General features: G+C 68.5%; 20 protein-coding genes and 1 other annotated feature. Of the genes, 6 read left to right on the forward strand and 14 right to left on the reverse strand.

Annotation, left to right across the window (positions count from 1 at the left end):
- Positions 1 to 2 precede the first annotated feature (2 nt).
- Positions 3 to 614 carry a TetR/AcrR family transcriptional regulator gene (locus NOCA_RS19520; RefSeq protein WP_011756996.1) on the forward strand — a complete coding sequence of 204 codons (612 nt, stop codon included), beginning with the start codon at positions 3 to 5 and terminating at the stop codon, positions 612 to 614.
- A 235-nt stretch (positions 615 to 849) separates the two neighbouring features.
- Here NOCA_RS19520 and NOCA_RS19525 read toward each other — a convergent pair whose 3' ends face one another.
- Positions 850 to 1620: a hypothetical protein gene (locus NOCA_RS19525; RefSeq protein ID WP_140403958.1), complete on the reverse strand. Its 771-nt coding sequence runs from the start codon at positions 1618 to 1620 to the stop codon at positions 850 to 852.
- Between NOCA_RS19525 and NOCA_RS19535 the strand changes: the two genes are divergently transcribed.
- A protein-coding gene (locus tag NOCA_RS19535; protein WP_086000400.1) for an IS3 family transposase occupies positions 1619 to 2898 on the forward strand; the annotation gives its coding sequence in 2 pieces (ribosomal slippage) (positions 1619 to 1892 and positions 1892 to 2898; 1281 coding nt in all). The two genes, NOCA_RS19525 and NOCA_RS19535, sit on opposite strands and share 2 nt — an antisense overlap.
- Positions 1888 to 2022 (forward strand) — a sequence feature (AL1L pseudoknot). Its footprint overlaps the gene before it by 135 nt.
- Here the strand turns inward: NOCA_RS19535 and NOCA_RS19540 are convergent.
- The 6 genes from NOCA_RS19540 to NOCA_RS19570 all read right to left on the reverse strand — a co-directional run bounded on the left by NOCA_RS19540 (position 2873) and on the right by NOCA_RS19570 (position 10210).
- A complete protein-coding gene (locus tag NOCA_RS19540; protein ID WP_083768205.1) occupies positions 2873 to 3706 on the reverse strand; it encodes a toll/interleukin-1 receptor domain-containing protein in 834 nt (277 codons plus the stop codon). The two genes, NOCA_RS19535 and NOCA_RS19540, sit on opposite strands and share 26 nt — an antisense overlap.
- Before the next feature lie 473 nt (positions 3707 to 4179).
- Positions 4180 to 4914, reverse strand: coding sequence for a hypothetical protein (locus tag NOCA_RS19545; RefSeq protein ID WP_011756998.1), 735 nt, complete (start codon positions 4912 to 4914; stop codon positions 4180 to 4182).
- 194 nt (positions 4915 to 5108) lie between these two features.
- Positions 5109 to 5573 carry a hypothetical protein gene (locus NOCA_RS19550; protein ID WP_140404191.1) on the reverse strand — a complete coding sequence of 155 codons (465 nt, stop codon included), beginning with the start codon at positions 5571 to 5573 and terminating at the stop codon, positions 5109 to 5111.
- A 948-nt stretch (positions 5574 to 6521) separates the two neighbouring features.
- Positions 6522 to 7220 carry a DUF2510 domain-containing protein gene (locus tag NOCA_RS26835; protein WP_158305685.1) on the reverse strand — a complete coding sequence of 233 codons (699 nt, stop codon included), beginning with the start codon at positions 7218 to 7220 and terminating at the stop codon, positions 6522 to 6524.
- A 1176-nt stretch (positions 7221 to 8396) separates the two neighbouring features.
- Complete coding sequence (locus NOCA_RS19565) at positions 8397 to 9515, reverse strand: helix-turn-helix domain-containing protein (RefSeq protein WP_011757001.1); 1119 nt, start codon at positions 9513 to 9515, stop codon at positions 8397 to 8399.
- Positions 9512 to 10210: a hypothetical protein gene (locus NOCA_RS19570; RefSeq protein ID WP_041546717.1), complete on the reverse strand. Its 699-nt coding sequence runs from the start codon at positions 10208 to 10210 to the stop codon at positions 9512 to 9514. Before NOCA_RS19570 ends, NOCA_RS19565 begins: the two co-directional genes overlap by 4 nt.
- A 326-nt stretch (positions 10211 to 10536) precedes the next feature.
- On the opposite strand from NOCA_RS19570, the gene NOCA_RS19575 reads away from it, so the two are divergent.
- Complete coding sequence (locus NOCA_RS19575) at positions 10537 to 11241, forward strand: hypothetical protein (RefSeq protein WP_011757003.1); 705 nt, start codon at positions 10537 to 10539, stop codon at positions 11239 to 11241.
- A gap of 335 nt (positions 11242 to 11576) precedes the next feature.
- Positions 11577 to 12992, forward strand: a complete 1416-nt coding sequence (locus tag NOCA_RS19580; protein WP_041546718.1) for a hypothetical protein — start codon at positions 11577 to 11579, stop codon at positions 12990 to 12992.
- Between the two features lie 31 nt (positions 12993 to 13023).
- Here NOCA_RS19580 and NOCA_RS19585 read toward each other — a convergent pair whose 3' ends face one another.
- Both NOCA_RS19585 and NOCA_RS19590 read right to left on the reverse strand, forming a co-directional pair.
- Complete coding sequence (locus NOCA_RS19585) at positions 13024 to 13560, reverse strand: hypothetical protein (RefSeq protein ID WP_011757005.1); 537 nt, start codon at positions 13558 to 13560, stop codon at positions 13024 to 13026.
- Complete coding sequence (locus NOCA_RS19590) at positions 13553 to 15766, reverse strand: NADP-dependent isocitrate dehydrogenase (RefSeq protein ID WP_011757006.1); 2214 nt, start codon at positions 15764 to 15766, stop codon at positions 13553 to 13555. Before NOCA_RS19590 ends, NOCA_RS19585 begins: the two co-directional genes overlap by 8 nt.
- Before the next feature lie 177 nt (positions 15767 to 15943).
- Here NOCA_RS19590 and NOCA_RS19595 point away from each other — a divergent pair, with 177 nt between their 5' ends.
- Positions 15944 to 16939: an MIP/aquaporin family protein gene (locus tag NOCA_RS19595; RefSeq protein WP_011757007.1), complete on the forward strand. Its 996-nt coding sequence runs from the start codon at positions 15944 to 15946 to the stop codon at positions 16937 to 16939.
- On the opposite strand, the gene NOCA_RS19600 is transcribed toward NOCA_RS19595, so the two are convergent.
- Entirely contained in the window at positions 16920 to 17603 is a 684-nt protein-coding gene (locus tag NOCA_RS19600) for a hypothetical protein (protein WP_041546720.1), read from the reverse strand. The two genes, NOCA_RS19595 and NOCA_RS19600, sit on opposite strands and share 20 nt — an antisense overlap.
- A gap of 72 nt (positions 17604 to 17675) precedes the next feature.
- On the opposite strand from NOCA_RS19600, the gene NOCA_RS19605 reads away from it, so the two are divergent.
- Complete coding sequence (locus tag NOCA_RS19605; protein WP_011757009.1) at positions 17676 to 18662, forward strand: malate dehydrogenase; 987 nt, start codon at positions 17676 to 17678, stop codon at positions 18660 to 18662.
- An 18-nt stretch (positions 18663 to 18680) separates the two neighbouring features.
- Here NOCA_RS19605 and NOCA_RS19610 read toward each other — a convergent pair whose 3' ends face one another.
- From NOCA_RS19610 to NOCA_RS19620, 4 genes are read right to left on the reverse strand one after another with little or no spacing between them, the layout of a single operon-like run.
- Positions 18681 to 19370: a hypothetical protein gene (locus NOCA_RS19610; RefSeq protein ID WP_011757010.1), complete on the reverse strand. Its 690-nt coding sequence runs from the start codon at positions 19368 to 19370 to the stop codon at positions 18681 to 18683.
- Entirely contained in the window at positions 19371 to 19721 is a 351-nt protein-coding gene (locus tag NOCA_RS26040) for a hypothetical protein (protein WP_011757011.1), read from the reverse strand.
- Between the two features lie 31 nt (positions 19722 to 19752).
- Positions 19753 to 20085 carry a DUF3017 domain-containing protein gene (locus tag NOCA_RS19615; protein ID WP_011757012.1) on the reverse strand — a complete coding sequence of 111 codons (333 nt, stop codon included), beginning with the start codon at positions 20083 to 20085 and terminating at the stop codon, positions 19753 to 19755.
- Positions 20082 to 20933: a bifunctional methylenetetrahydrofolate dehydrogenase/methenyltetrahydrofolate cyclohydrolase gene (locus NOCA_RS19620; protein WP_011757013.1), complete on the reverse strand. Its 852-nt coding sequence runs from the start codon at positions 20931 to 20933 to the stop codon at positions 20082 to 20084. Before NOCA_RS19620 ends, NOCA_RS19615 begins: the two co-directional genes overlap by 4 nt.
- Between the last annotated feature and the right edge of the window lie 18 nt (positions 20934 to 20951).

Genomic DNA, 20951 nt, shown 5'->3' on the forward strand with positions numbered 1-20951 from the left:
CCATGGCGGTGCAGTCAGGTGTGTACCGGGGCGTCCCCGCCGAGGAGCGGGTCGCGGAGCGCCGCACCCGGCTGATGGAGGCGACGCTCGCGGTGTGGGCCGAGCCGACCACGAGCACCACGATGACGAGGATCTGTGCCGAGGCCGGGCTCACCGAGCGCTACTTCTACGAGAGCTTCCGCAACCTCGACGAGGCACTGACCGCGGTCCTCGACGCGATCGCAGTGGAGATCGAGGAGCGCTCGGCCGCCGCGTCCGAGGCGGCCGGCGACGAGCCCACCCAGCGCATCGTCGCCTCGATGCGGGCCTTCGTCGAGCTCCTGCTGGAGGACCCGCGCAAGGGCCGGGTCGCGATCATCGAGGCCGGCACGATGCCCGCCCTGCGGCATCGGCGTACCGAACTGCTGCACCACTTCGCGAGCCGCTCCGCTGAGGAGGCCCGCACGCTGTGGGCCGGGTCGCGGCGCAGCGAGCACGACGACGAGGTCGCCGGGGCGCTGTTCATCGGCGGCATGGCCGAGCTCATCGGCCGGTGGCTCACCGGGTCGCTGGAGGCGACGCCGGACGAGATCGTCGACGCCGCCGCCCGCAGCTTCCTGGGTCTCTACGGCTGACGCAGTCCTCGGTCGTCTCGCGGCACCTCGGCACAGCGCGAGCGTCGCCCACAGCAGGCCGACCTGCACTGTCGTCGGTAGGCCGACGCTGCGGCGCGGATCCCTCAGCCGATTGCGCCCGGTTGCGGTCGTTGCCGACGAGGGCATTCCGCCCAGATAGACGCAAACGCACGATGACGAAACCAGGCTAGCGACTGGGCTCATTGGCGTTCGGGTGGGACGTCGTCGCTCAGTCCTAGAACCGCCGCTGTCGAGCAGCTAGAACGTTGTCGCGCCACGCACTGGCGGCGACCTCCGCTCGGTGCCAGTCACCACCGAACATGCCACCAAGCAGCGGCCACCAGCGCTCGCGCTGTCCTTGCACATCACGGACTGTGTCCGGCGCGAGACCAGCGTTCTCGTCAAGGTAGCGCTCGGCGTGCCCAATGCGACCGATCCAGTGCGAGCGCCCTCGTCGGTACTCCGCGACCACGTCGCTGTTTGCTGCGAAATCCAGCTCGGACATGGCAACGAATCCCTCCGTCCGGTTGAAGAGCTGTTCGTACTCTTGGTCGTCGAGCACGAACGGTTCTGCCAGCGGACGAAGCACGCGAAACAAGTGCTCGGATATGGGTGTGTAGAACTTTCCTGCGCCCTTTTGGTACTCAGCGAGGCGTTCCTCGATGGTCCCTCCGCTCATGCCAACACGCGCCAGGACTGATGCTGCAACCTCGACTTCCTGGAACGGCTGCCACGGGCTGGTCGCAGCGGTCAACGCAAAAGAGCGCCCGTTGATCTCCACCTGCGGGTCGAGCGTGAACGCACGCACCATGCGACCGTTGCGTCGCGCTACTGCACCCATGACTCCGGCGTACATGACGGGCAACAGCGCGTACTCGCGCAGGTGGATCAGTGCGGTGAAGCCACCTTGCACATCATTAGTGACCGCCGCGATGCGTGACATTGCCCGGGTGAAGCGCCCCAGGTTTGATGCCGCATCCTTTTGAGTTGGAAGGATGCGAACCATGCCGAAGAAGATCGATCCCGCAGTCAAGGAGCGGTGCGTGCGGCAGGTGCTGGAGCACCTGCCGGAGTACCCGTCGCTGACCGCGGCCGCCGAGTCCGTCGCACGCCGCGAAGGCCTCGGGAAGGAGACCGTGCGCCGGTGGGTCGTCCAGGCCCAGATCGACGGCGGCCAGCGCCAGGGCGCAACCAGCGAGGAGCTCGCTGAGATCAAGGAGCTCAAAGCCAAGGTCCGTCGGCTCGAGGAAGACAACGAGATCCTCCGCCGGGCCTCAATTTTCTTCGCGGGGGAACTCGACCCCCGCAATCGCTGATCGTCGCGTTCATCGACGAGCTGCGGGCCGAGGGCCACGCGGTCGAGTCGATCTGCCGGGTCCTGCGCGAGCAGGGCTGCCAGATCGCCGCGCGGACCTACCGCGACTGGGCACAAGCCAACTGCCTTGTCGCAGCCCGGACGATCACCGACGCTCAGGTCACCAACCAGGTCCGTGACCTGGCCTGGACCGTCGACCACGAAGGGGTGCGCCGGATGACACCCGAGGGGCTCTACGGGCGTCGGAAGATGACCGCGCTGGTGCAGCGCACGTCGCCCGAGGCATCGCCCGGCAGCGTGGACCGGGCGATGAGAACCCTGTCCCTGCAAGGGGTTCGGCGTTCGAAGGGGATCCGGACCACGATCCCGGCCAAGGACGGCAAGCGAGCCGGTGACCTGCTGGATCGCGACTTCACCGCCGAAGCGCCGAACAGGACCTGGGTCATGGACTTCACCTACGTGAGAACCTGGGCCGGGTTCGTCTACGTCGCGTTCATCCTCGACGTGTTCGCCCAGAAGATCGTCGCCTGGAACGTCGCGCCCACCAAGGCCGTCGAGTTGGTCGACGTCCCGCTGCGAATGGCGTTGTGGCAACGCGACCGCGAGGGCCACCCGATCGTGCCCGGCGAACTGATCGGCCACGCCGACGCCGGATCGCAATACACCTCGATCACCTTCACCGAACACCTCGCCGAGGAAGGCATCCGGCCCTCGATCGGGACGGTTGCCGATGCCTATGACAACGCCCTGATGGAGTGCGTGATCGGGCTCTACAAGACCGAGTGCATCCGCACCACGGTCTTCCACGCCGGCCCCTACCGGACCATCGGCGACGTCGAGTACGCCACCGCCGGCTGGGTCGACTGGTACAACAACAGGCGCCTGCACGGCTCGCTTGGGATGATGACCCCAGTGGAGTTCGAGCAGGCCCACTACGCGACTCTCAACCGAGAGCCGCAACCCGCATAGGAGCGGCACAGAACCTGAGGCGCTTCAGGGTGACGAGGCCGGCGTGCTCTTCGGCACCCCAGGCGCCGAGCGTGATTGCAGCATGGGCGAGCGGCGTCACAAGTTGGTCGTACTCCTGGGCGCGCTCGACCACGGCCACCACGTTTGGTGCCGCGCCCCCGCCCAACGGGAAACGTTCTTGGTCCTTGAGCGCTTCGATAACCGTCTTCACTTCGCCGAGGAACAGATCCTCCGTCTCCATCACCTTGGTGGGGTCGGTCATACCCAGCTTGAGTGCTTCCGCCAAACGTGGGCCGCGCTCGGCATCGTTCGCCGTCGCGATGGCCGCTGCGATCGTGGCTGGCGATGTGGTCGACGTGCCAAATATGCCCATGACGGCAGCGACCAACCGAGCAAGATTGGCTTCGCGGTTCGGACCGAAAAGGTCGATGCGCTGGAGGCTGTTGAGTGTCCGACCGCCACCGAGGTCGTAGTTCGGAAGCTCACAGTCGTCCAGCCGAACCGGAAGAAGCCAAACATGGCCGGGTGGCCGGAGCCGAAACTGGTCGACCGCCAGCGCCAGCTCCTCGTTCATGAAAGTCCTGGTCTTGGAGACGCTACTCGTTGAGAAGCAGGCGACGAACGCCAGGGAGCCATCCTCGATCGCCGACCGGATCTTCTGCTTCCAGTCCTCGCCGGGCCACAGGGCCTCGGTGTCCTTCCACACCGGAATCCCTGCCGCACGTAGCACCGACGCCAACTGCTCGACGGCCTCGGCGTTTTCGTGAACGTAGGAGAGGAACGCGTGCTGCACAGGACTGTCGACCACCCCAGCAGGGTAGGGCTCACCACCGACGAAACGACGCGAGACATCGACACCTACCGCGAACCGTCGCCTGCGACCGAAGGCTCACCGGCTGTACCGGGTTGCGACTGCATCATTCCGCCGCCAGCGGCACGTCAAGAAATCAGGGAGGCGGTGCACAGCTAGGGCAGTAATCGGTGGCATTCCGCCACCTCACCCACCCGGCGCGTCTGGCATCGGTGCGCTGAGCGGTTCCCGACTCGCCGGGGCGACGGGTTGTGCGTGGCTCAGGGTCCTCACGCCAGATGCGCCCGCAGGAGTCGCAGACAAGCAGAACCCGAGTCACGATGCTCACGGCGACAATGTTGGCCTACATCGAACAGGGATGCGACGGGATCTTGCGTCGTTGCGCCGCGTGCGAGAAGCGAATTCAGCCCGGCCCGTGCAGCTGAGCTCCGTTTCGACAGCAATCGAACGCAACGCTGCGCGCTCCGACGCTAGACCTGCAGCGCCGGCGCCTTGAAGCGGACCGGAGGCGCGTCACCGACTCGCTCGAACCACTGTCCACGGATCTCGTACTTGATCCGCACATTCGCGCGCTGCGCTTGAGCCCACTCGGCATGCTTGCTCGGTGGGAGGCGTAGCTCGGCCCGTCCTCCTGGTCGGGTCCTGGGGCTGTCGAGCGTGAGCCTCGTGGTGTGGCTCCTTCCGGCGTCCAGCGTGTGCACAGGCTTCAGACTTCCAAACCCGTCCCACTCACCCGTGATCTTGTGAACCTTCTGTTCGCTTAGGTTGTTGACCACAGTGGCTCGAATCTCTCGAACTAGTTCGCCTTGATAGACCCCGATCTGGCAGTGGACTTGCACGTTCGACGCCTCTTCAAGGTCCGCCTCATCTCGCTCGGATCGGCTCATGAGCAGGCGTCGCTGCTCGACGAGACGCTGCCGCTCGACAGACCGGAAGCTCGCGATACCGGCGCCAACTGCAAGCAGGGCACCGATTGCGCCAAACCATGTCCCCGCAGCCTCGACCGCGCCTACCTTGACCTCGCAGCCGTGGTCGGATGCCGCGCAAGAGGTCAAGCCACCGACCCACCATCCGACCATGAAGCCGAGGAGTACTCCGACGGTTATCCATCCGACTCTGGCGTGGTGGGCGTCCCAGAGCATCCAGAACCATTTGAACCGCTGTTGCTCCAAGTACTGCTCGATTGACTGGCCGGGCTGCGTCACGGGCTGATCGTGCCGTAGCCAAGCGGGCGCCGAGCGGGTTTTCCGATATCAACCGTCAGGCGCCGCTGTCCAAGAACCCGGCGGCCGCCACTACTGCTTGGACGACTGTCGCAGCGGATCGTCCGCGCCGGACGCGTCAATCCACCGCTACCGGGCGAGTCCGTCCGCGGCCGCCAGCCCTCAGGGTTGCCGGCCTATGCCGCGTCCGGCGACCTGGTGGACTTCTCCGTAGGGACCTTCCTGAGAGCGAGGCCGACTTGGACTCGCTCGAGTGCACCCTGGGTCCCGATGCCGACGAGGCCACCGATCACACCCAGTGCGAGAAGAACCCAGGAGTCCTGGAGGTCGAGCGCAACAATGACTGTTCCGAGGACCAACGAGGTCACGATGATCGCGGCCGCGGAAAGCCAGGCATCCAGTCGCTTCGCATGTGCGGCGCGGCGAGTCGCGTACACCCGGACGCTTTCGCGCGCATGCGCCTTGATCTGGTCGATCATCGGGTCGTTGGCACCAAGAAGCGCCTTGGCGCGGTCGTGCAGCTGAAGGTCTTCAAGCGCCGCTGTGCGGGCACGCCGAAGCCGGGATCCGCGGTTCAGACAGAAGGCCGCGACGGCGCCGACCATCGGTGCCAGGAAGGGAATGATCCAGGTGCTTCCCACGGACGCGAACATACCGGCGCTCGCACGATGTCGCCGCGTCATACCGGCTCCTGAGTGCGGTACGGCGGGGCCTTCCGCGTGTGCGACGGGTGCGCGGTGGGGCCCAGACGGTCTTCCGTCAGCCGTCGATGGCTGATACCGCCGCAACGACCTCTTGCACCGATGCGTTCGCGAGTGACGAGTCGTTCGGACCGAAGGCCTCACCGGGATCGTCGCCTGTGCGGATCCGTAACTGCTTGCGAGCGCGCTTATAGAAGGATCGCTGCACGACCATCAATTTGGAGTGGACCACATTCCACGACCCGTTGTGGGGCTCTACTCCCTGCTCCGCCAATCGGCGCAACGCGTAAACGCACCGCACCACCAGCCGCGCCTTCTGAAGGACCGACGGTGAAGCTACGAGCGCCATACGGTCAAACGCTCGCCTCAGTTCCTCGTGTAGTTCGTCAAAGATCGCGCGCGCCTCACTGCTAGCAATCGATCCCTCGGGAGAGTCCGTCCCCTGCCCGTTGCGGTGCGCCCGTGAGTACCGAGCCGCACCGTCTCTCGCAGCACGGGCTGCCCCAGCGAATTCAGCGAAGGCCGTGTACGTCATCTCGTCCCAGCGGTAGCGCCGGCCTCGAAGGTCCTTCACTAGGTCGCTGAGGGCGGCAAGTAACACGCCTCCGACGGCGCCAAGGACAGCCACCAGCCAGGTCGGTGCGTCTAGATCCGGGATCAGACTTTCGACAATCAAGAGCTCTACCTTCCGCCATCCGACTAAGCGCTACTTCCGCAGCGACGAGCGGACGCTAGCGGATGCCATGCGGCGAGCGGTGAGCCCACGTCGAGGGCTGCGTCACTTCGCCGCCTGTCGGCGCGGCTGATTTCGGCATCCAACTGCACTCAGTCATCCGGTGGTCGCCGAGGCATGACGCAACGCCATGCCTCGGTGTCGCTGCCTCCGCTCTAACTGAACACCCAAGCCGTAAAGAGACCAATCAGCACCACGATCATGGTGACCTTCAGGACGTCTGGGTCGTCGAAGTGGAGGCTGAGCCAGACACCCCCGGCCGCAACCACTCCGCAGATCACGTACGGCAACTTCGTCAGGCGCTTCTTCAACGTCTTCCATGATGTTCCGGTGAGCTTGTAGGAGAAGACATTCGCCGAGGCGGTCGCGGTCAGCAAGAGAAGTTTCGGCTCGCTCTCATGCCAGGCGACCCACGCCGACCAGATGGCGAGGATCAACCAGAAGATGACCCATCCGCTGAAAGCGAGTCTGCTGACGAGCGTGCCGAAGGTGTCGACAACATCCCAGAAGCCCTTTGATTTGTGGTCTTCCGGCAGCCGAGCAGAGCTCGGCATGGGTCGAAACGCCTGCCCTGACTCGGCGAACTGAACGCCGTTTCTCGTGACGTGTTCACTCCACGCATGCCCGTTCCACCACCGGAAGTCATGCCGTCCAGTCGGGTCTGGTCGCCATCCCGCTGGTAGGACCACCCAGTTCGCTCCGGTGAACGCCCAATCGTTGACAATGTCGCCCGGGTACCACGGTCCGGCACTGTTCGCGTTTGCATTGAGTGGAACCCACGTGCCGTGCGCAGCGAGAATGTATCCGTTGGCGATTGCGCCGATTGCCGCTCCATTCCCGTACCCATCCCGCACGCTCGGATTGTAGGGATGGCCGATCACCCCTTCCGCCGTTTGCGGCCAGAAGCGTGGTGACTTTGCGAACCTCTGGTTCCTCACGGCAGCCGGTCGACGGGCAGTCTCGTCCTCGTCCTGCCCAAGGAGATGCCGTAACGGCGACGGTCCACCACCGTCATTCCGCCGCCAGCCGGGCGATGTCAGCTCAGCGCCGCAGCAAGTTCACCGATGGTCACGAACCAAGCGCCTGCCGCAACCAGAGTCCAAGCGGTCCAATCGGTCTGCGCGCGTTTGACAGCTCGTCGCAGTTCGAGGTGCTCCGTCCTCGAAGCTACCAACGCTCGACGACTTCGGATTACGCCTCCTTCGGTCAGCAACCAGCGCAGGGCCTGGACCGAGGCTCCGGTTGCCACGAGTAGGGCGCCGACGAGCGATAACAGCGACGTCATACTGACATCGTCGCGCAGGCATGAGGATGTCCACGGGTAGGGCAGCGTCAACGACGAGCGACGGCCCCAAGGTGGCTCCGGTGAAGCTGCCCCGTTCCGCCGCGTTGGCACTCGGTGATTGCTCTGCCTAGGACTACTGGAGCCCGTAGACGCCGGCAATTAGATCGGCGTGAGAATCGAGCCCGACCTGCCGCAGGTACCTGAGGAGGACCGGGATCGGAGGCCAGTTCCGACGTAGCGGGGGGCCCGGGGGGCCTGAGTACGCACCGCCACCAGGGCCGGTGTAAAGGCCTCCTCCCGGGCCGCTGTAGCAACCTCCGCCAGGACCCGTGTACAGACCACCCCCGGGCCCGGTGTAGCAACCGCCTCCGGGGCCGGTGTAGAGACCTCCTCCGGGGCCGGTGTACGCGCCTCCGCCGGGTCCCGTGTAGGCACCTCCGCCGGGTCCCGTGTAAGCGCCCCCGCCGGGGCCCGTGTACATGCCGCCCCCTGGTCCGGTGTACTGGCCACCGTCGGGCCCGGAGTACCTGTCCCGAAGCCAGCCGTTCTCGTCTACCCAGTCAGTCATGCGACGATTGTTCCCTCGACCGCCGACAGTTGGGGGTGTGTCATAACGGACCGAGTCTGGCCAGACACCGGTCCTACGGAATCGTCCAGTTGCCGCCTGTCGACATGGAAGCAAACGACCAGGTCTGCCGATGAGCGGTCACTTGCCTCGAAGGTCGCGAGGGTGACAGCGATTGCTCTAGTTCCATGCGTCGGAGGGCGCGACGGCGAGGGTGGGCCGGTTGTCCGACCCGGCGCGCACGATCTCTTCTGCAAGTGCGGGTGCGATGCGACTAGAGGCAAGGATGTCGTGAAGATCGAGCCCGCTGTCGCGCATGGTCGTCTGCACCAGACCTAGAAGGGTCGGCGTTTCGGCGGGGCCCAGTTCGCCCGGCTCGGGAAGTCCCCACTGGGAGAGCTGCTGGTTCGCACGTCGGTAGGACGCTTCTGAAAGTCGGCCCAGGGCATGGGCGCGATATACGAGTGCCCTCAGGCTGACGCCCCAGTGCCGCTTGAGTTCGTGGAACTTTGGCCAGTCGATGCGGCGGGGTAGGTCGGAGATGATTTGGTCGCGCGGCATCAGGAACTCGCTCGCGAACCTGTGCGCCTGTTGTTCGACGAGCTTCGAACCGGGCTCGGTATCTGGGTGAAGGACGAGGTGGCCTAGTTCGTGTGCGGCGTCAAAGCGACTGCGCCCCTTGTCGTTCTTCGCTGGGGACAGGAACACCAGGGGTCGACGTGCAGTGAAGGTCGAGAATGCGTCGACTGCGTGAGGGGTGTCGCCGGGTAGGCGCAGCACGACGATGCCGTGTGCCTCCATCGTCTGGACGAGTGATGGCACGGGCCCGGGGGCGATGTTCCATGCTGCGCGTGTGCCGTTGGCGGCGCTGATGATGTCGTCGTCGGTGAGTTCGTCTGGGATGTCGACTTCTGGGAGACGCACGGGTGGCAGGTGCACGTACTGGCTGATGAGGTCGATGAGCTCCAGGCTCAGTTCGCCGTATGCGAGTGCTTGCTCGCGGGACGTGGCTGGAGTGGCGCGCAGGGAGCGGAAGTGGGCCCCGGATGCGGGGAGGAGCGTCAGGGGCCTCGAGACTCCGAAGAACTCGCGCGGAAGGCCGAGGCTTAGGCAGATTTGGTTGAGGACGCCCGAGGACGGGCGCGCCTGGCCCTTCTCATACTGCGCTATCGCGGTCGCGCTGATGCCGAGTTCGCGTGCGAGTTGTGCTTTCGTCTTGCGGCGCAGCCGACGCGCGACGGTAAGGCGTGTCCCGTCGAAGTCGGTACCAGCAGCCGGCTCTCGCACCGGCCCGGTCATGAAGCGCCGCCCTCCTGGGTAGCAGGTCGCACGACGACGGATGGCGTCGCACCGGCACGCTGATCAAAGCTCGGGGCCGAAGAGGCCGCGGAACGTACGGATGGGGTGGCCTCGGACGCCATCTCCTCGTCCCACCACAGGGGCTGCATTGCGACGAATGGGCGCTGCCCGAGCACTGGGACGGTCAACCAGCCCGCAGTCGATGCGGTCTTGGTGTCGCCGGCCCATACGAGGAGATAGGTGCGGACCACGCGGGGCTTGGCGGGATGGTCGAATAGCGGATCTTCGACGTTGGCGGTGGTGGTGTAGCCGCCGAGGGTGTCGGTGTTCGTTTCGGCGATGCTGTGCCGGATGGCGGAAGCCTGGGACCAGTTGAACAGGTCCCAGCGAGGCATTCGTCCTTCAGCATAGGGCGCTTTCATCACGTACACGTGCCGCCCACCTTGCTCGAACATCAGGCTGTTCCGCACGGTCGCCACCTTCAACCCTGGGACGTTCCAGTGTTCGGAGTCGACCTCGTCGCCTTCGCCATAGAACCGGCGCAACGCGAGGGTCTTGAGGTTCTCCGAGCACTGCACACCGAACGAGGTGGGTGTGTCGCCGAGCTCGCCGGGCTCGTGCCGTTCGAGGTTGCGTTTGAACACCTCCCCCGTCAGGTCAGCCACCTTCGCGGCCAGTCCGGTGTCGGTGAGCATCGCTACTGTTTCGACAAGAGCTCGGTCAGCGGCGACTTGCGCAGTGTCCATGGGTACATGTAAGCACAGATGCGCACACTCGCTCACGAGTCCGGGGGCCGATTTGCGACAAAGTTGTGAAGAACTGAAGTGAAATGGTTGCAGGCGCGGGGCTCAGTCTGCTCTAGTGGAACGACAAGAGGCCCCAACCGGGGTCTCTTCCCCAGGCCGAGGCCTCTTGCTTCCGTTGCTACCGGAAAGCCCGAGGTTAGTTGGTCCATACGGCTCTGACCAGAGCCGGCCGACTGGTGGTCTTGGGGTGGACACCCTGAAAGGGGGCCGCCCTCATGAGTGAGGGAATCACCACCAACCTCGAGGTCAGCCGGCAGTCGGTCAACGTCGACGTGGAGTCGATCGCGCCGCTGCGGAACTTCGGCGAGGACTCCTACGACGTCGCGAACTCCACGATCACGGCCCACGTCAACGTGCCAGCGCAGGGCAGGTACCGGCTGGTGCTGGCCATGGAGACCGAGGAGGCGACGTCGGCGTTCGTCCGAGTCGTCTCCGCGACCGACCAGGACTTCGACACGACCGCCACGTTCAAGCGAATCCCGCAGGGACAGGCGAGCATTCTCGAGCCCGTCCTCGCCAAGGCCGGCATCCCGCTGGAGGCCGACGTGAAGGCGGAGCTCGAGCGCGAGGTCAAGCGGTACAAGGTCGCCGACATCGACCTCCCCGCCGGGCCGCAGGTGCTCCGCATCCACGCCAGCCAGCGCGTGATGCCTCTGGGCGGCGACCCGCGGCGCTACCAGTTCGTCATCTACGCGCCGCAGCTCAGCCTCGCGCCGACGTCGAACGTCCGCCTGGGGGTGACGGTCGTGTTCCCGCTCGACTTCAGCGCCAATATTGACGCGCCCGTCGTGGAGGCGCTGCCCAACCAGCCGGCCGTCGCGACCGACGTGTTCACCGACACCATGCTCGGGCAGCAGCGAGCCTTCGGATGGGCGTTCCACGCCGACCCGAAGATCACCATCGGGTACACCTACCCGTAGTCCGACACAAGACGGGGCGGCAGGTCACCTGCCGCCCCGTCCTCGTCCGCGAAGTTGACATGGGTCGGTGCAAGTTCCAGTCCTGGACTACCGCATGCTCATCCCTAGATGCGCGCAGTTCGCAGCTGCGTCATTCCGCCTGTGTCCGCGCGACTGCGCGGACCAACCGCAGCCGGCACGCCGCCGACCAGCGCCCCCCGGCTCGAACTCCACGGCTCGCCCGGCCCCTGGCCGGACACGCGAACGCGACGCGTCGCAGCAACGGGTTCCAGCCATCGTTTCCACAAGCACGCCACCGACTTGTTTTCGAAGCTTTGATCGAATATAGTACAGACATGTCCACTGACATCAGCGACCTCGACGCGGCCGGCGTGCTGGCCGCTAGCGGTGGTGCGCTGCGCCGGCGGCGTGACGCGCAGGTGGCGGATCTGCTGCTGGTGCTGCAATGGGCGGACCTCCACGGCGACGACCCGCAGGACCGGCCGGGCGCGGTGCCGGTGAGTCACGGCGGCGAGCGGCTGGTCGAGCTCGGCGGCGACGGCACTCCCCTGGTTCAAGACCTGTGCGTGCACGAGCTCGCGATCGCTCGGCACACCCATCCCGTCTCGACCCGGGCAACGATGGGCGATGCACTCGACCTGCGGCACCGACTGCCGCTGACCTGGGCCCAGGTGGTCGCCCTGGAGTGCGAGACCTGGGTCGCCTGCAAGGTCGCGCGCATGTCGCGCCGCCTCGACCGCGACCAGGTCGGGATCGTCGACCGAGCGGTGGCCGAGGCGATCGGCGGTGAGTCGCCCGGCCGCGTGCTGGCGATCGCCGAGGCCAAGGTCATCGAGGCCGACACCGCCGCCCACGCGGCCCGGTTCGACGACGCTCGGCGCCGCCGAGGAGTCTGGGTGAGCCGCACCGACCTCGAGACCGGCAGCCGCACCGTCTTCTCCCGCATCGAGCCTGGCGACGCCGCATGGATCGACGCGATGACCGAGCGGATCGCCGACGCCCTCCTCGCCCGCCCCGACCTGCTCCGCGCCCACCACGCCGACCTGCCGGCCGCCCTGGACGACCTCAGCCACGACGAGCTGCGCGCGATCGCCTTCGGCTGGCTCGCGCGCCCCGACGACGTCTGCGAGCTGCTGCGCATCGGCGTCGACGAGGTCGTCCCGCGCAAGGCGCACCACCGAGCCGTGCTCTACCTCCACCTCCACGAGAGCGCCCTGGCCGGCAGCTCCACCGCCGTCGCCCGGGTCGAGGGACTCGGACCCATGCTCCTCGAACAGGTCGTGTCGCTTCTCGGCCACGCCCACGTGACCGTCAAGCCGGTGATCGACCTCGACGACCACGTCAGCGTCAATGCCTACGAGTTCCCCACCGCCGTGACCGAACGCACCCGGCTGCGCTGCGTCGGCGACGTCTTCCCGTACGCCGTCGGAACCGCCACGATGAGCGGCCGCTACGACGACGACCACGCCGTCCCCTACGACCCGCTCGGTCCACCCGGGCAGACCGGCGACCACAACGACGCCCCACTCGCCCGATCACACCACCGGGCCAAGACCCACCGCGGCTACCGCGTCAGACAGATCGGCGACGGCGCCTATCTCTGGACCACACCTCACGGGCTGCGGCGACTCGTCGACGTCGGCGGCACCCACGAGCTCTGCGCGAGCGACGCCTGGCGGCTCGAGCACGCCGAGGAGCTCGACGCCGCCATCCAGCGCATGTCCGACGCCATGCAGGCGGCTGCTTCCTGAGCAACCCGCACGGCACCGCACGACCTGTGCGTCAGCGCTCGACCGTCACCGCGGACTGCACGATCGCGACCTCGCCGCTCGCCGGCACGCACGGCTCGCCGGCGAAGGTGCCGGCCGGGCCGAAGCCGCCGCTCATCGAGACCTGGTCGCCGTCGTGGGCGACGACCTTGCCGTCCGCGTCGAGCAGCGTGAGCCGGTCGCCCTCGCGGGTGGCCTTGAAGCCCGCCGGCCAGACCGGCCACACCTTCCCGGGGTCGGCCCCGTCCTGGCCCGCCTCGAGGTAGACGCAGTAGTGGTCGTCGAGGCGCAGCACGCCCTGGATCAGGGCATCGTCGCCGCCACCGGACGTCGGCGCCCAACCGGAGATCGGCAGCCGGACCGTGGTGCCGCTGCCGGCCTCGTCGCCGGAGGAGACCAGGGCGACGATGCCGAACCCGATCGCGGCGATCACGAACGGGACGACCGCGGCGATCAGGTACCCGCGGTTGCTCAGCGCCTGCGTGCGGGACCAGCGGTCGTAGGTCTGGTCCCGCTCGTCGGGCGTCGGGTCGGGGCCGGCGTCAGCCAAGGGAGGCCAGCGCCTCGTTCAGGGTCGCCGAGGGCCGCATCACCGCGGACGCCAAGGCGTCGTCGGGCCGGTAGTAGCCGCCGATGTCGGCCGGAGAGCCCTGCACGGCGAGCAGCTCCTCGACGATCTGCTGCTCCTGCGCGGCGAGCGTCTCGGCCAGCGGCTTGAACGCGGCCGCGAGGTCGGCGTCCTCGGTCTGGGCCGCCAGCTCCTGCGCCCAATACAGCGCCAGGTAGAAGTGCGAGCCGCGGTTGTCGATGCCGCCCAGCTTGCGGGTCGGCGACTTGTCCCGGTCCAGGAAAGTGCCCGTCGCGCGGTCCAGGGTGTCGGCGAGGACCTGGGCTCCCGGGTTGGCGGCGTACCCGGAGAGGTGCTCGAAGGACGCCGCGAGCGCGAAGAACTCACCGAGGCTGTCCCAGCGCAGGTAGTTCTCCTTGAGCAGCTGCTGGACGTGCTTGGGCGCCGAGCCCCCGGCGCCGGTCTCGAACAGCCCGCCGCCGGCCATCAGCGGCACGACCGAGAGCATCTTCGCGGAGGTGCCGAGCTCGAGGATCGGGAACAGGTCGGTGTTGTAGTCGCGCAGCACGTTGCCGGTCACCGAGATGGTGTCCTCGCCACGGCGGATCCGCTCGAGGGAGTACGCCGTCGCCAGCTCGGGCGCCAGGATCTTGATGTCCAGGCCCTCGGTGTCGTGCTCGGGCAGGTAGGCGTTGACCTTCGTGATCAGGCTGGCGTCGTGGGCGCGGGTCTCGTCTAGCCAGAAGACCGCCGGCGCACCGGTCGCGCGGGCGCGGGTCACGGCGAGCTTGACCCAGTCGCGGATCGGCGCGTCCTTGGTCTGGCAGGCGCGCCAGATGTCGCCGGCCGCGACGTCGTGCTCGATGAGGACCGCGCCCGAGGAGTCGAGGACCCGCACGGTGCCGTCGGTGGGGATCTCGAAGGTCTTGTCGTGGGAGCCGTACTCCTCGGCCGCCTGGGCCATCAGGCCGACGTTCGGCACCGAGCCCATCGTCGCCGGGTCGAACGCGCCGTGCTCGCGGCAGTCGTCGATCACCGTCTGGTAGACCCCGGCGTAGGAGGAGTCCGGGATCACGGCCAGGGTGTCGGCCTCCTGGCCGTCGGGGCCCCACATGTGGCCGGAGGTGCGGATCATCGCCGGCATCGAGGCGTCCACGATCACGTCGGAGGGCACGTGCAGGTTGGTGATACCGCGGTCGGAGTCGACCATCGCGAGCGCGGGGCCGTCGGCGATCGCCTGCTCGAAGGCCGCCTTGATCTCGGCGCCGTTCGAGAGCTTGTCCAGCCCGCCGAGGATGGCGCCGAGGCCGTCGTTCGGACTGAGGCCGGCCGCGGCGAGGTCGTCGCCGTACTTCGCGAAGACCGGCTCGAAGAAGGCCCGCACCACATGGCCGAAGATGATCGGGTCGGAGACCTTCATCATCGTCGCCTTGAGGTGGACGCTGAACAGCACGCCCTCGCTCTTCGCGCGGGCGATCGCGTTGCGCAGGAAGCCGTGCAGGTGGGCGACCTGGAGGGTCGTGGCGTCCACGACCTCACCGGCCAGGACCGGCAGTGACTCCTTGAGCACGGTCGTGGTGCCGTCCGCGGCCTCGAGCTCGATGCGCAGGGTGTCGTCGGCGGCGAGCACCACGGACTTCTCGTTGGTCTTGAAGTCGTGCTCGCCCATGGTGGCGACGTTGGTCTTGGAGTCGGTGCTCCACGCGCCCATCCGATGCGGGTAGGCCTTCGCGTACTGCTTGACCGACGCGGGCGCACGGCGGTCGGAGTTGCCCTGCCGCAGCACCGGGTTGACCGCCGAGCCCTTGACCTTGTCGTAGCGCGCCCGGACGTCCCGGTCCTCGTCGGTCTGCGGGTTCTCGGGGTAGTCGGGCAGGTCGTAGCCCTGCTCCTGGAGCTCCTTGATCGCGGTCTTGAGCTGCGGGACGGAGGCGGAGACGTTCGGCAGCTTGATGATGTTGGCCTCGGGCCGCTTGGCCAGCTCGCCGAGCTCGGCCAGCGCGTCGTCGATCCGCTGCTCGGCGGTCAGGCGGTCGGGGAACTGGGCGATGATCCGGCCCGCGAGGGAGATGTCGCGGGTCTCCACCTCCACACCGGCCTTCGCGGCGTACGCCTGGATGATCGGCAGGAACGAGTACGTCGCGAGCAGCGGCGCCTCGTCGGTGTGGGTGTAGATGATCGTGGCCATGCGCGACGACTCCTGAAGCTCGAGAAAGTTGCTTGACGTCAAGATACCTGACGGGTCCGACGGAGCCACCTTCGCACCGGCTCTCGAGGCAGGTCCAGCCGGGCCCGCGCGTGAGTAGAGTGCTGTCGCTGCGTCCGCGGGGGACGCGTGTGAGCGAGCGCGAACGAGGAGCACATCGTGGCCGACTCCAGCCAGCCGACTCTCCAGCAGCAGCTCTCCGCCGAGGCGATCGGCACGTTCGTGCTGGTCTTCTTCGGGTGTGGGTCGATCGTCTTCGCCCACGAGGCCGACGCGCAGACCACCATCGCCACGATCGGCCTCACCTTCGGCCTGGCCGTGGGCGTGATGGCCTATGCGTTCGGGCGCGTGAGCGGCGCGCACTTCAACCCGGCGGTCTCCGTGGGCGCGGCGGTGGGCGGCCGGATGTCGTGGGCCCGCGCGGGCTGGTACCTGCTCGCCCAGGTGGGGGGCGCGGTCCTCGCCGCGCTCACCCTGTTCCTGCTGCTGCACGGCTTCGACGGCTTCGACTCCGAGCGCAACATGGGACAGAACTTCTTCGGCGACCAGGGCAGCGGCTACGCGTGGTGGGCGGCATTCGTCCTCGAGGCGCTGCTGACCGCCGTCTTCGTCGGCGTGATCCTCGCGGTCACCGACGAGCGCAACGAGCACCCGGCCCTCGCCCCGCTCACGATCGGCCTGACCCTCGCCGCGATCCACTTCGTGGCGATCCCGGCCACCGGCACCTCGGTCAACCCGGCGCGCTCGATCGGCCCGGCGCTGTTCGCCGGCCCCGACGCGATCATCCAGCTCTGGCTGTTCATCCTCGCCCCGGCGCTCGGCGCGACGATCGCGGGCGCCGGCTACTCGCTGCTGTTCGGCCGGGTCGGCGACCCGGTCCCGGGCTCGGGAGTCGTCCTCCGCCGCCCGCGCACCGCGGCGCAGGTGCCCGGCTACGCCGCGCCCGACCAGTACCAACAGCAGTGGAACCAGGAGAGCCCGTCGGCGTACGTCGCGCCGATCGTCCAGGACGGCTGGCAGTGGGACCCGATCGGCCAGCAGTGGCACCCCGTGGGGCAGACGCCCGAGCAGTGGCGCGTCCAGCAGGCGGCCGAGCAGGCGGCCCAGGATGAGTCGGACGACGGCGGGACCCGGATCAGGCCGCCGGCGGAGTAGGTCCCCGCACCAGCCGCACGGTCCGGTAGCTGTCGGAGACCAGCCGGGCCTCCACCAGACCCACGTCCCGGCCGTAGGAGAGCTCGGCCGTGGCCCCGGGCTCGAGCGCGCTCTGCTGCTCGAGGAGCAGGAGGTCGTCGTACGACCCGGCGGCGACCTCGGCGCTCTCGTCCAGCGACACCACGCGGGCCGTGTCCTCCACGACTCCCTCCAGGTAGCCCGTCCGGTAGCCGTCACCGACCCGGGGCCGAGCCAGCATCGCGATGCCCGCCTCGGCGCCGTCCTCCCCCGCCCGCCAGCTGCCGGCGCGGCCGAACCACCACACGTTGCCGCGCTCGTCCTGCGCGAACCAGTCGGTGACGACCCCGGACGGCTCGGTCGTCACGCGGCTGGTCGTGGCCACGCCGGCGACCTCCGGGCCGGTCTCCACGGTGACCCGCATCCGGTGCGCGCCCTCGGCGTCGGTGACGGCGTAGACCCACGAATCGCCGGCCTCGAGCGGGAACCAGGGGTTGTCCACGGTCGCGACGAAGTCGCCGGGGTCCGGGGACGGGGTGGGGATCGTGAGCTCGTCCACCCCGGCCGGCGGGCTCGGCGCCGATGCGGTGCCACAGCCGGCCAGGACGGCGAGTGCGGCCGCCAGGAGGAGGGGCCGCACGGTCATGGACCCCAGCATCGCAGGAGGCGGAGCCGCTGCTAGCGTCGGGACGAGAAACCGTCGCGTGAAGGAGTCGTCGTGAGCTCTACCCCGTTGAAGGTCGCCGTCACCGGCGCCGCCGGCCAGATCGGCTACAGCCTGCTGTTCCGTCTCGCGAGCGGGTCGCTGCTGGGCGACCGCCCGATCGAGCTGCGCCTGCTGGAGATCACGCCGGCCCTCAAGGCGCTCGAAGGCGTCGTGATGGAGCTCGACGACTGCGCGTTCCCGAACCTCGCCGGGGTCCAGATCGGCGACGACGCCGAGCAGATCTTCGACGGCGTGAACCTCGCCCTGCTCGTCGGTGCGCGCCCGCGCGGCCCGGGCATGGAGCGCGGCGACCTGCTCTCGGCCAACGGCGCGATCTTCACCGCCCAGGGCAAGGCGCTGAACAAGGTGGCCGCCGACGATGTCCGCATCGGCGTGACCGGCAACCCCGCCAACACCAACGCCTTGATCGCGATGACCAACGCCCCCGACATCCCCCAGGCCCGCTTCTCCGCGCTGACCCGCCTCGACCACAACCGGGCGATCTCGCAGCTGGCCGCCAAGACCGGCGCCGCGGTCACCGACATCAAGAAGATGACGATCTGGGGCAACCACTCCGCGACGCAGTACCCCGACGTCTTCCACGCCGAGATCGGCGGCCGCAACGCCGCCGAGGTCGTCGGCGACCAGGACTGGATCGAGAGCACCTTCATCCCGACCGTCGCCAAGCGCGGCGCGGCGATCATCGAGGCCCGCGGCTCGTCCTCGGCCGCGTCGGCCGCCTCGGCGACCATCGACGCCGCCCGCGACTGGCTGTTCGGCAGCGCCGACGCCGACTGGGTCTCGATGGCGGTGGTCTCCGACGGCTCGTACGGCGTCCCCGAGGGCCTGATCTCCTCCTTCCCGGTCACCACCAAGGACGGCGACTGGGAGATCGTCCAGGGTCTCGAGATCGACGACTTCTCGCGCGCCAAGATCGACGCCTCGACCGCCGAGCTCGCCGACGAGCGCGAGGCCGTCAAGGAGCTGGGGCTGATCTGACGGGTCGGCCCCGACAACTCAGCCCAGCAGGGACCTGACCGCGGCCGAGTCGTAGAACGGCGTGAGCCGGGCGCGGATGATCCGCTCCAGCTCACCGGACTCGTGCAGCGCCGCCACGGCGTACGGCGCGAGCCGCACGACGTCCGCGACGACGTCGGCCCGGTCCAGGCCGAGCTCATCGAGCAGCTCGGTGGGCGTGTAGCCGCCGAGCCGCTCCAGCAGCCCGTCGACCGCGGCCTCGACCAGCCCCGCGGCCGGCTCCCCCGCGGCGGCGGTCACGACCAGGTCGTACGCCGCGTCGACGAGCCCGGCGAGCTGCTCGCGGGTGACGCTGCGGCTCAGCCCCGAGATCGGCTCGGCGGCGGCCAGCTCCCACACCTGCAGCACCGCCGCGCGGGTCGTGGGGTCCCGCACGGTCTCGACCAGGATCTTGTTGAGCCGGCCGACGGCGTAGGTGCCGCCGCGCCCGACGGTGTCGCCGATCAGCCCCTCGAACTGCTTGTCCGCCACGCCCATCACCTTCGACGCGGCGCTGGTGCCGAACGACATCAGGGAGCCGAGGCCGGGGACGCGGTCGGCGACCGCCTTGTTGGCCTGGAGCACCTCGCCGACGATCCGGCCCATGAACCGCGAGGCGACGGTCCCGACCAGCGGGCTGGCGGTGAGCCGGTCCAGGCCCCGTTCGAGCCCCGGGCTCAGCGCGATCAACTAGTCGAGCAGCGCCTCGATCTGCTCCCGGTCGGCCAGCTCGCCGAGCAGGTGCCGGTCGACCGGCCCGTCGTGGACGACGTCGGCGAGGACCTCGACGACCGCGCCGGTGGCGGCACTGCCCGGCACGCTCTGCAGCAGGCGCGTCGCGATCGCGACCAGGGTGTCCCGGTCGACGAGGTCGGCGATCGGCTGCCCGGCGGACGCCGCGAGCAGGTCGTCGGCGAGCCCGGCGACGGTCTCCGACAGGCCGGCTCCGCTCAACCGGGCCACGTGGTAGGCCACCTGCGCGTCGAGGAGCTGGTCGGCGAGGGCCGCGACATCGGAGGGGGCGCGGGAGGGGTCGGTCACGGACCGACCGTACGCGAGGGAGCGGTGCGGGCTACAGCGGCTGGTCGGGGATCGAGCCGGCCAGCAGGATCAGTGCGACGCCGACGCCGGCGAGCAGGAAGCAGTCCCACCAGCGCCGCCGTACGGCGAGCATGCCGGCGTCCCGGCTGGGCAGCACCGCCCGGACGACGGCCGCGAACAGCAACGCACCGGCGATCCAGCGGATCCCCTGGCGCCACGCGCCGGTGGTGACGATCCCGAACCCGATCGCGGTCACCGCGATGACCACGAGGTAGAACGCGCCCCCGATCGTGGACGGGTAGCGCCGGCCCACGTCCTCCGCGGAGACGGGCTCCAGGTCGTCGGGAGGCTCGAGGTCGCTCACGAATCCGTCTGCTCGGCCATCGCCACGATGTTGGACAGCAGCATCGCCCGGGTCATCGGGCCGACGCCGCCCGGGTTGGGCGAGACCCAACGGGCCACGTCCCACACCTCGGGGGCCACGTCCCCGGCGAGCTTGCCGTCGACCCGGGAGACCCCCACGTCGAGCACGGCGGCACCCGGCTTGACCATCGCGCCGGTGACGATGCCGGGCACCCCGGCAGCCGCCACGACGATGTCGGCGCCGCGCACGTGCGCCGCCAGGTCGCGGGTGCCCGTGTGGCACAGCGTCACGGTGGCGTTCTCGCTGCGGCGAGTCAGCAGCAGGCCGAGCGGCCGGCCGACCGTGACGCCGCGCCCGACCACGGTGACCTCGGCGCCGGCGATCTCGACCCCGTGGCGGCGCAACAGCTCGACGATGCCGTTGGGGGTGCACGGCAGCGGCGCGGCCTTGCCGAGCACCAGCCAGCCGAGGTTCGTCGGGTGCAGGCCGTCGGCGTCCTTGGCCGGGTCGATCAAGCCGAGCACGCGATTCTCGTCGCGGCCCTTCGGCAACGGCAGCTGCACGATGTAGCCGGTGCACGCCGGGTCGTCGTTGAGCACCCGGACCGCGTCCTCGATCTCGTCCTGGGTCGCGGTCGCGGGCAGGTCGATCCGGATGGACTCGATGCCGACCTCGGCGCAGTCCTTGTGCTTGCCGTTGACGTACCACCGCGACCCGGGGTCGTCGCCCACGAGGATGGTGCCGAGCCCGGGACGGATCCCGCGCTCGTGCAGGGCCGCCACCCGGGTCGTCAGCTCGCCCTTGATCGCCGCCGCGGTGGCGGTCCCGTCCAGCTTCTGTGCGGTCACGTGGTCATCCTCGCCTGT

The organism is Nocardioides sp. JS614, assembly GCF_000015265.1.
GTDB lineage: Bacteria > Actinomycetota > Actinomycetes > Propionibacteriales > Nocardioidaceae > Nocardioides.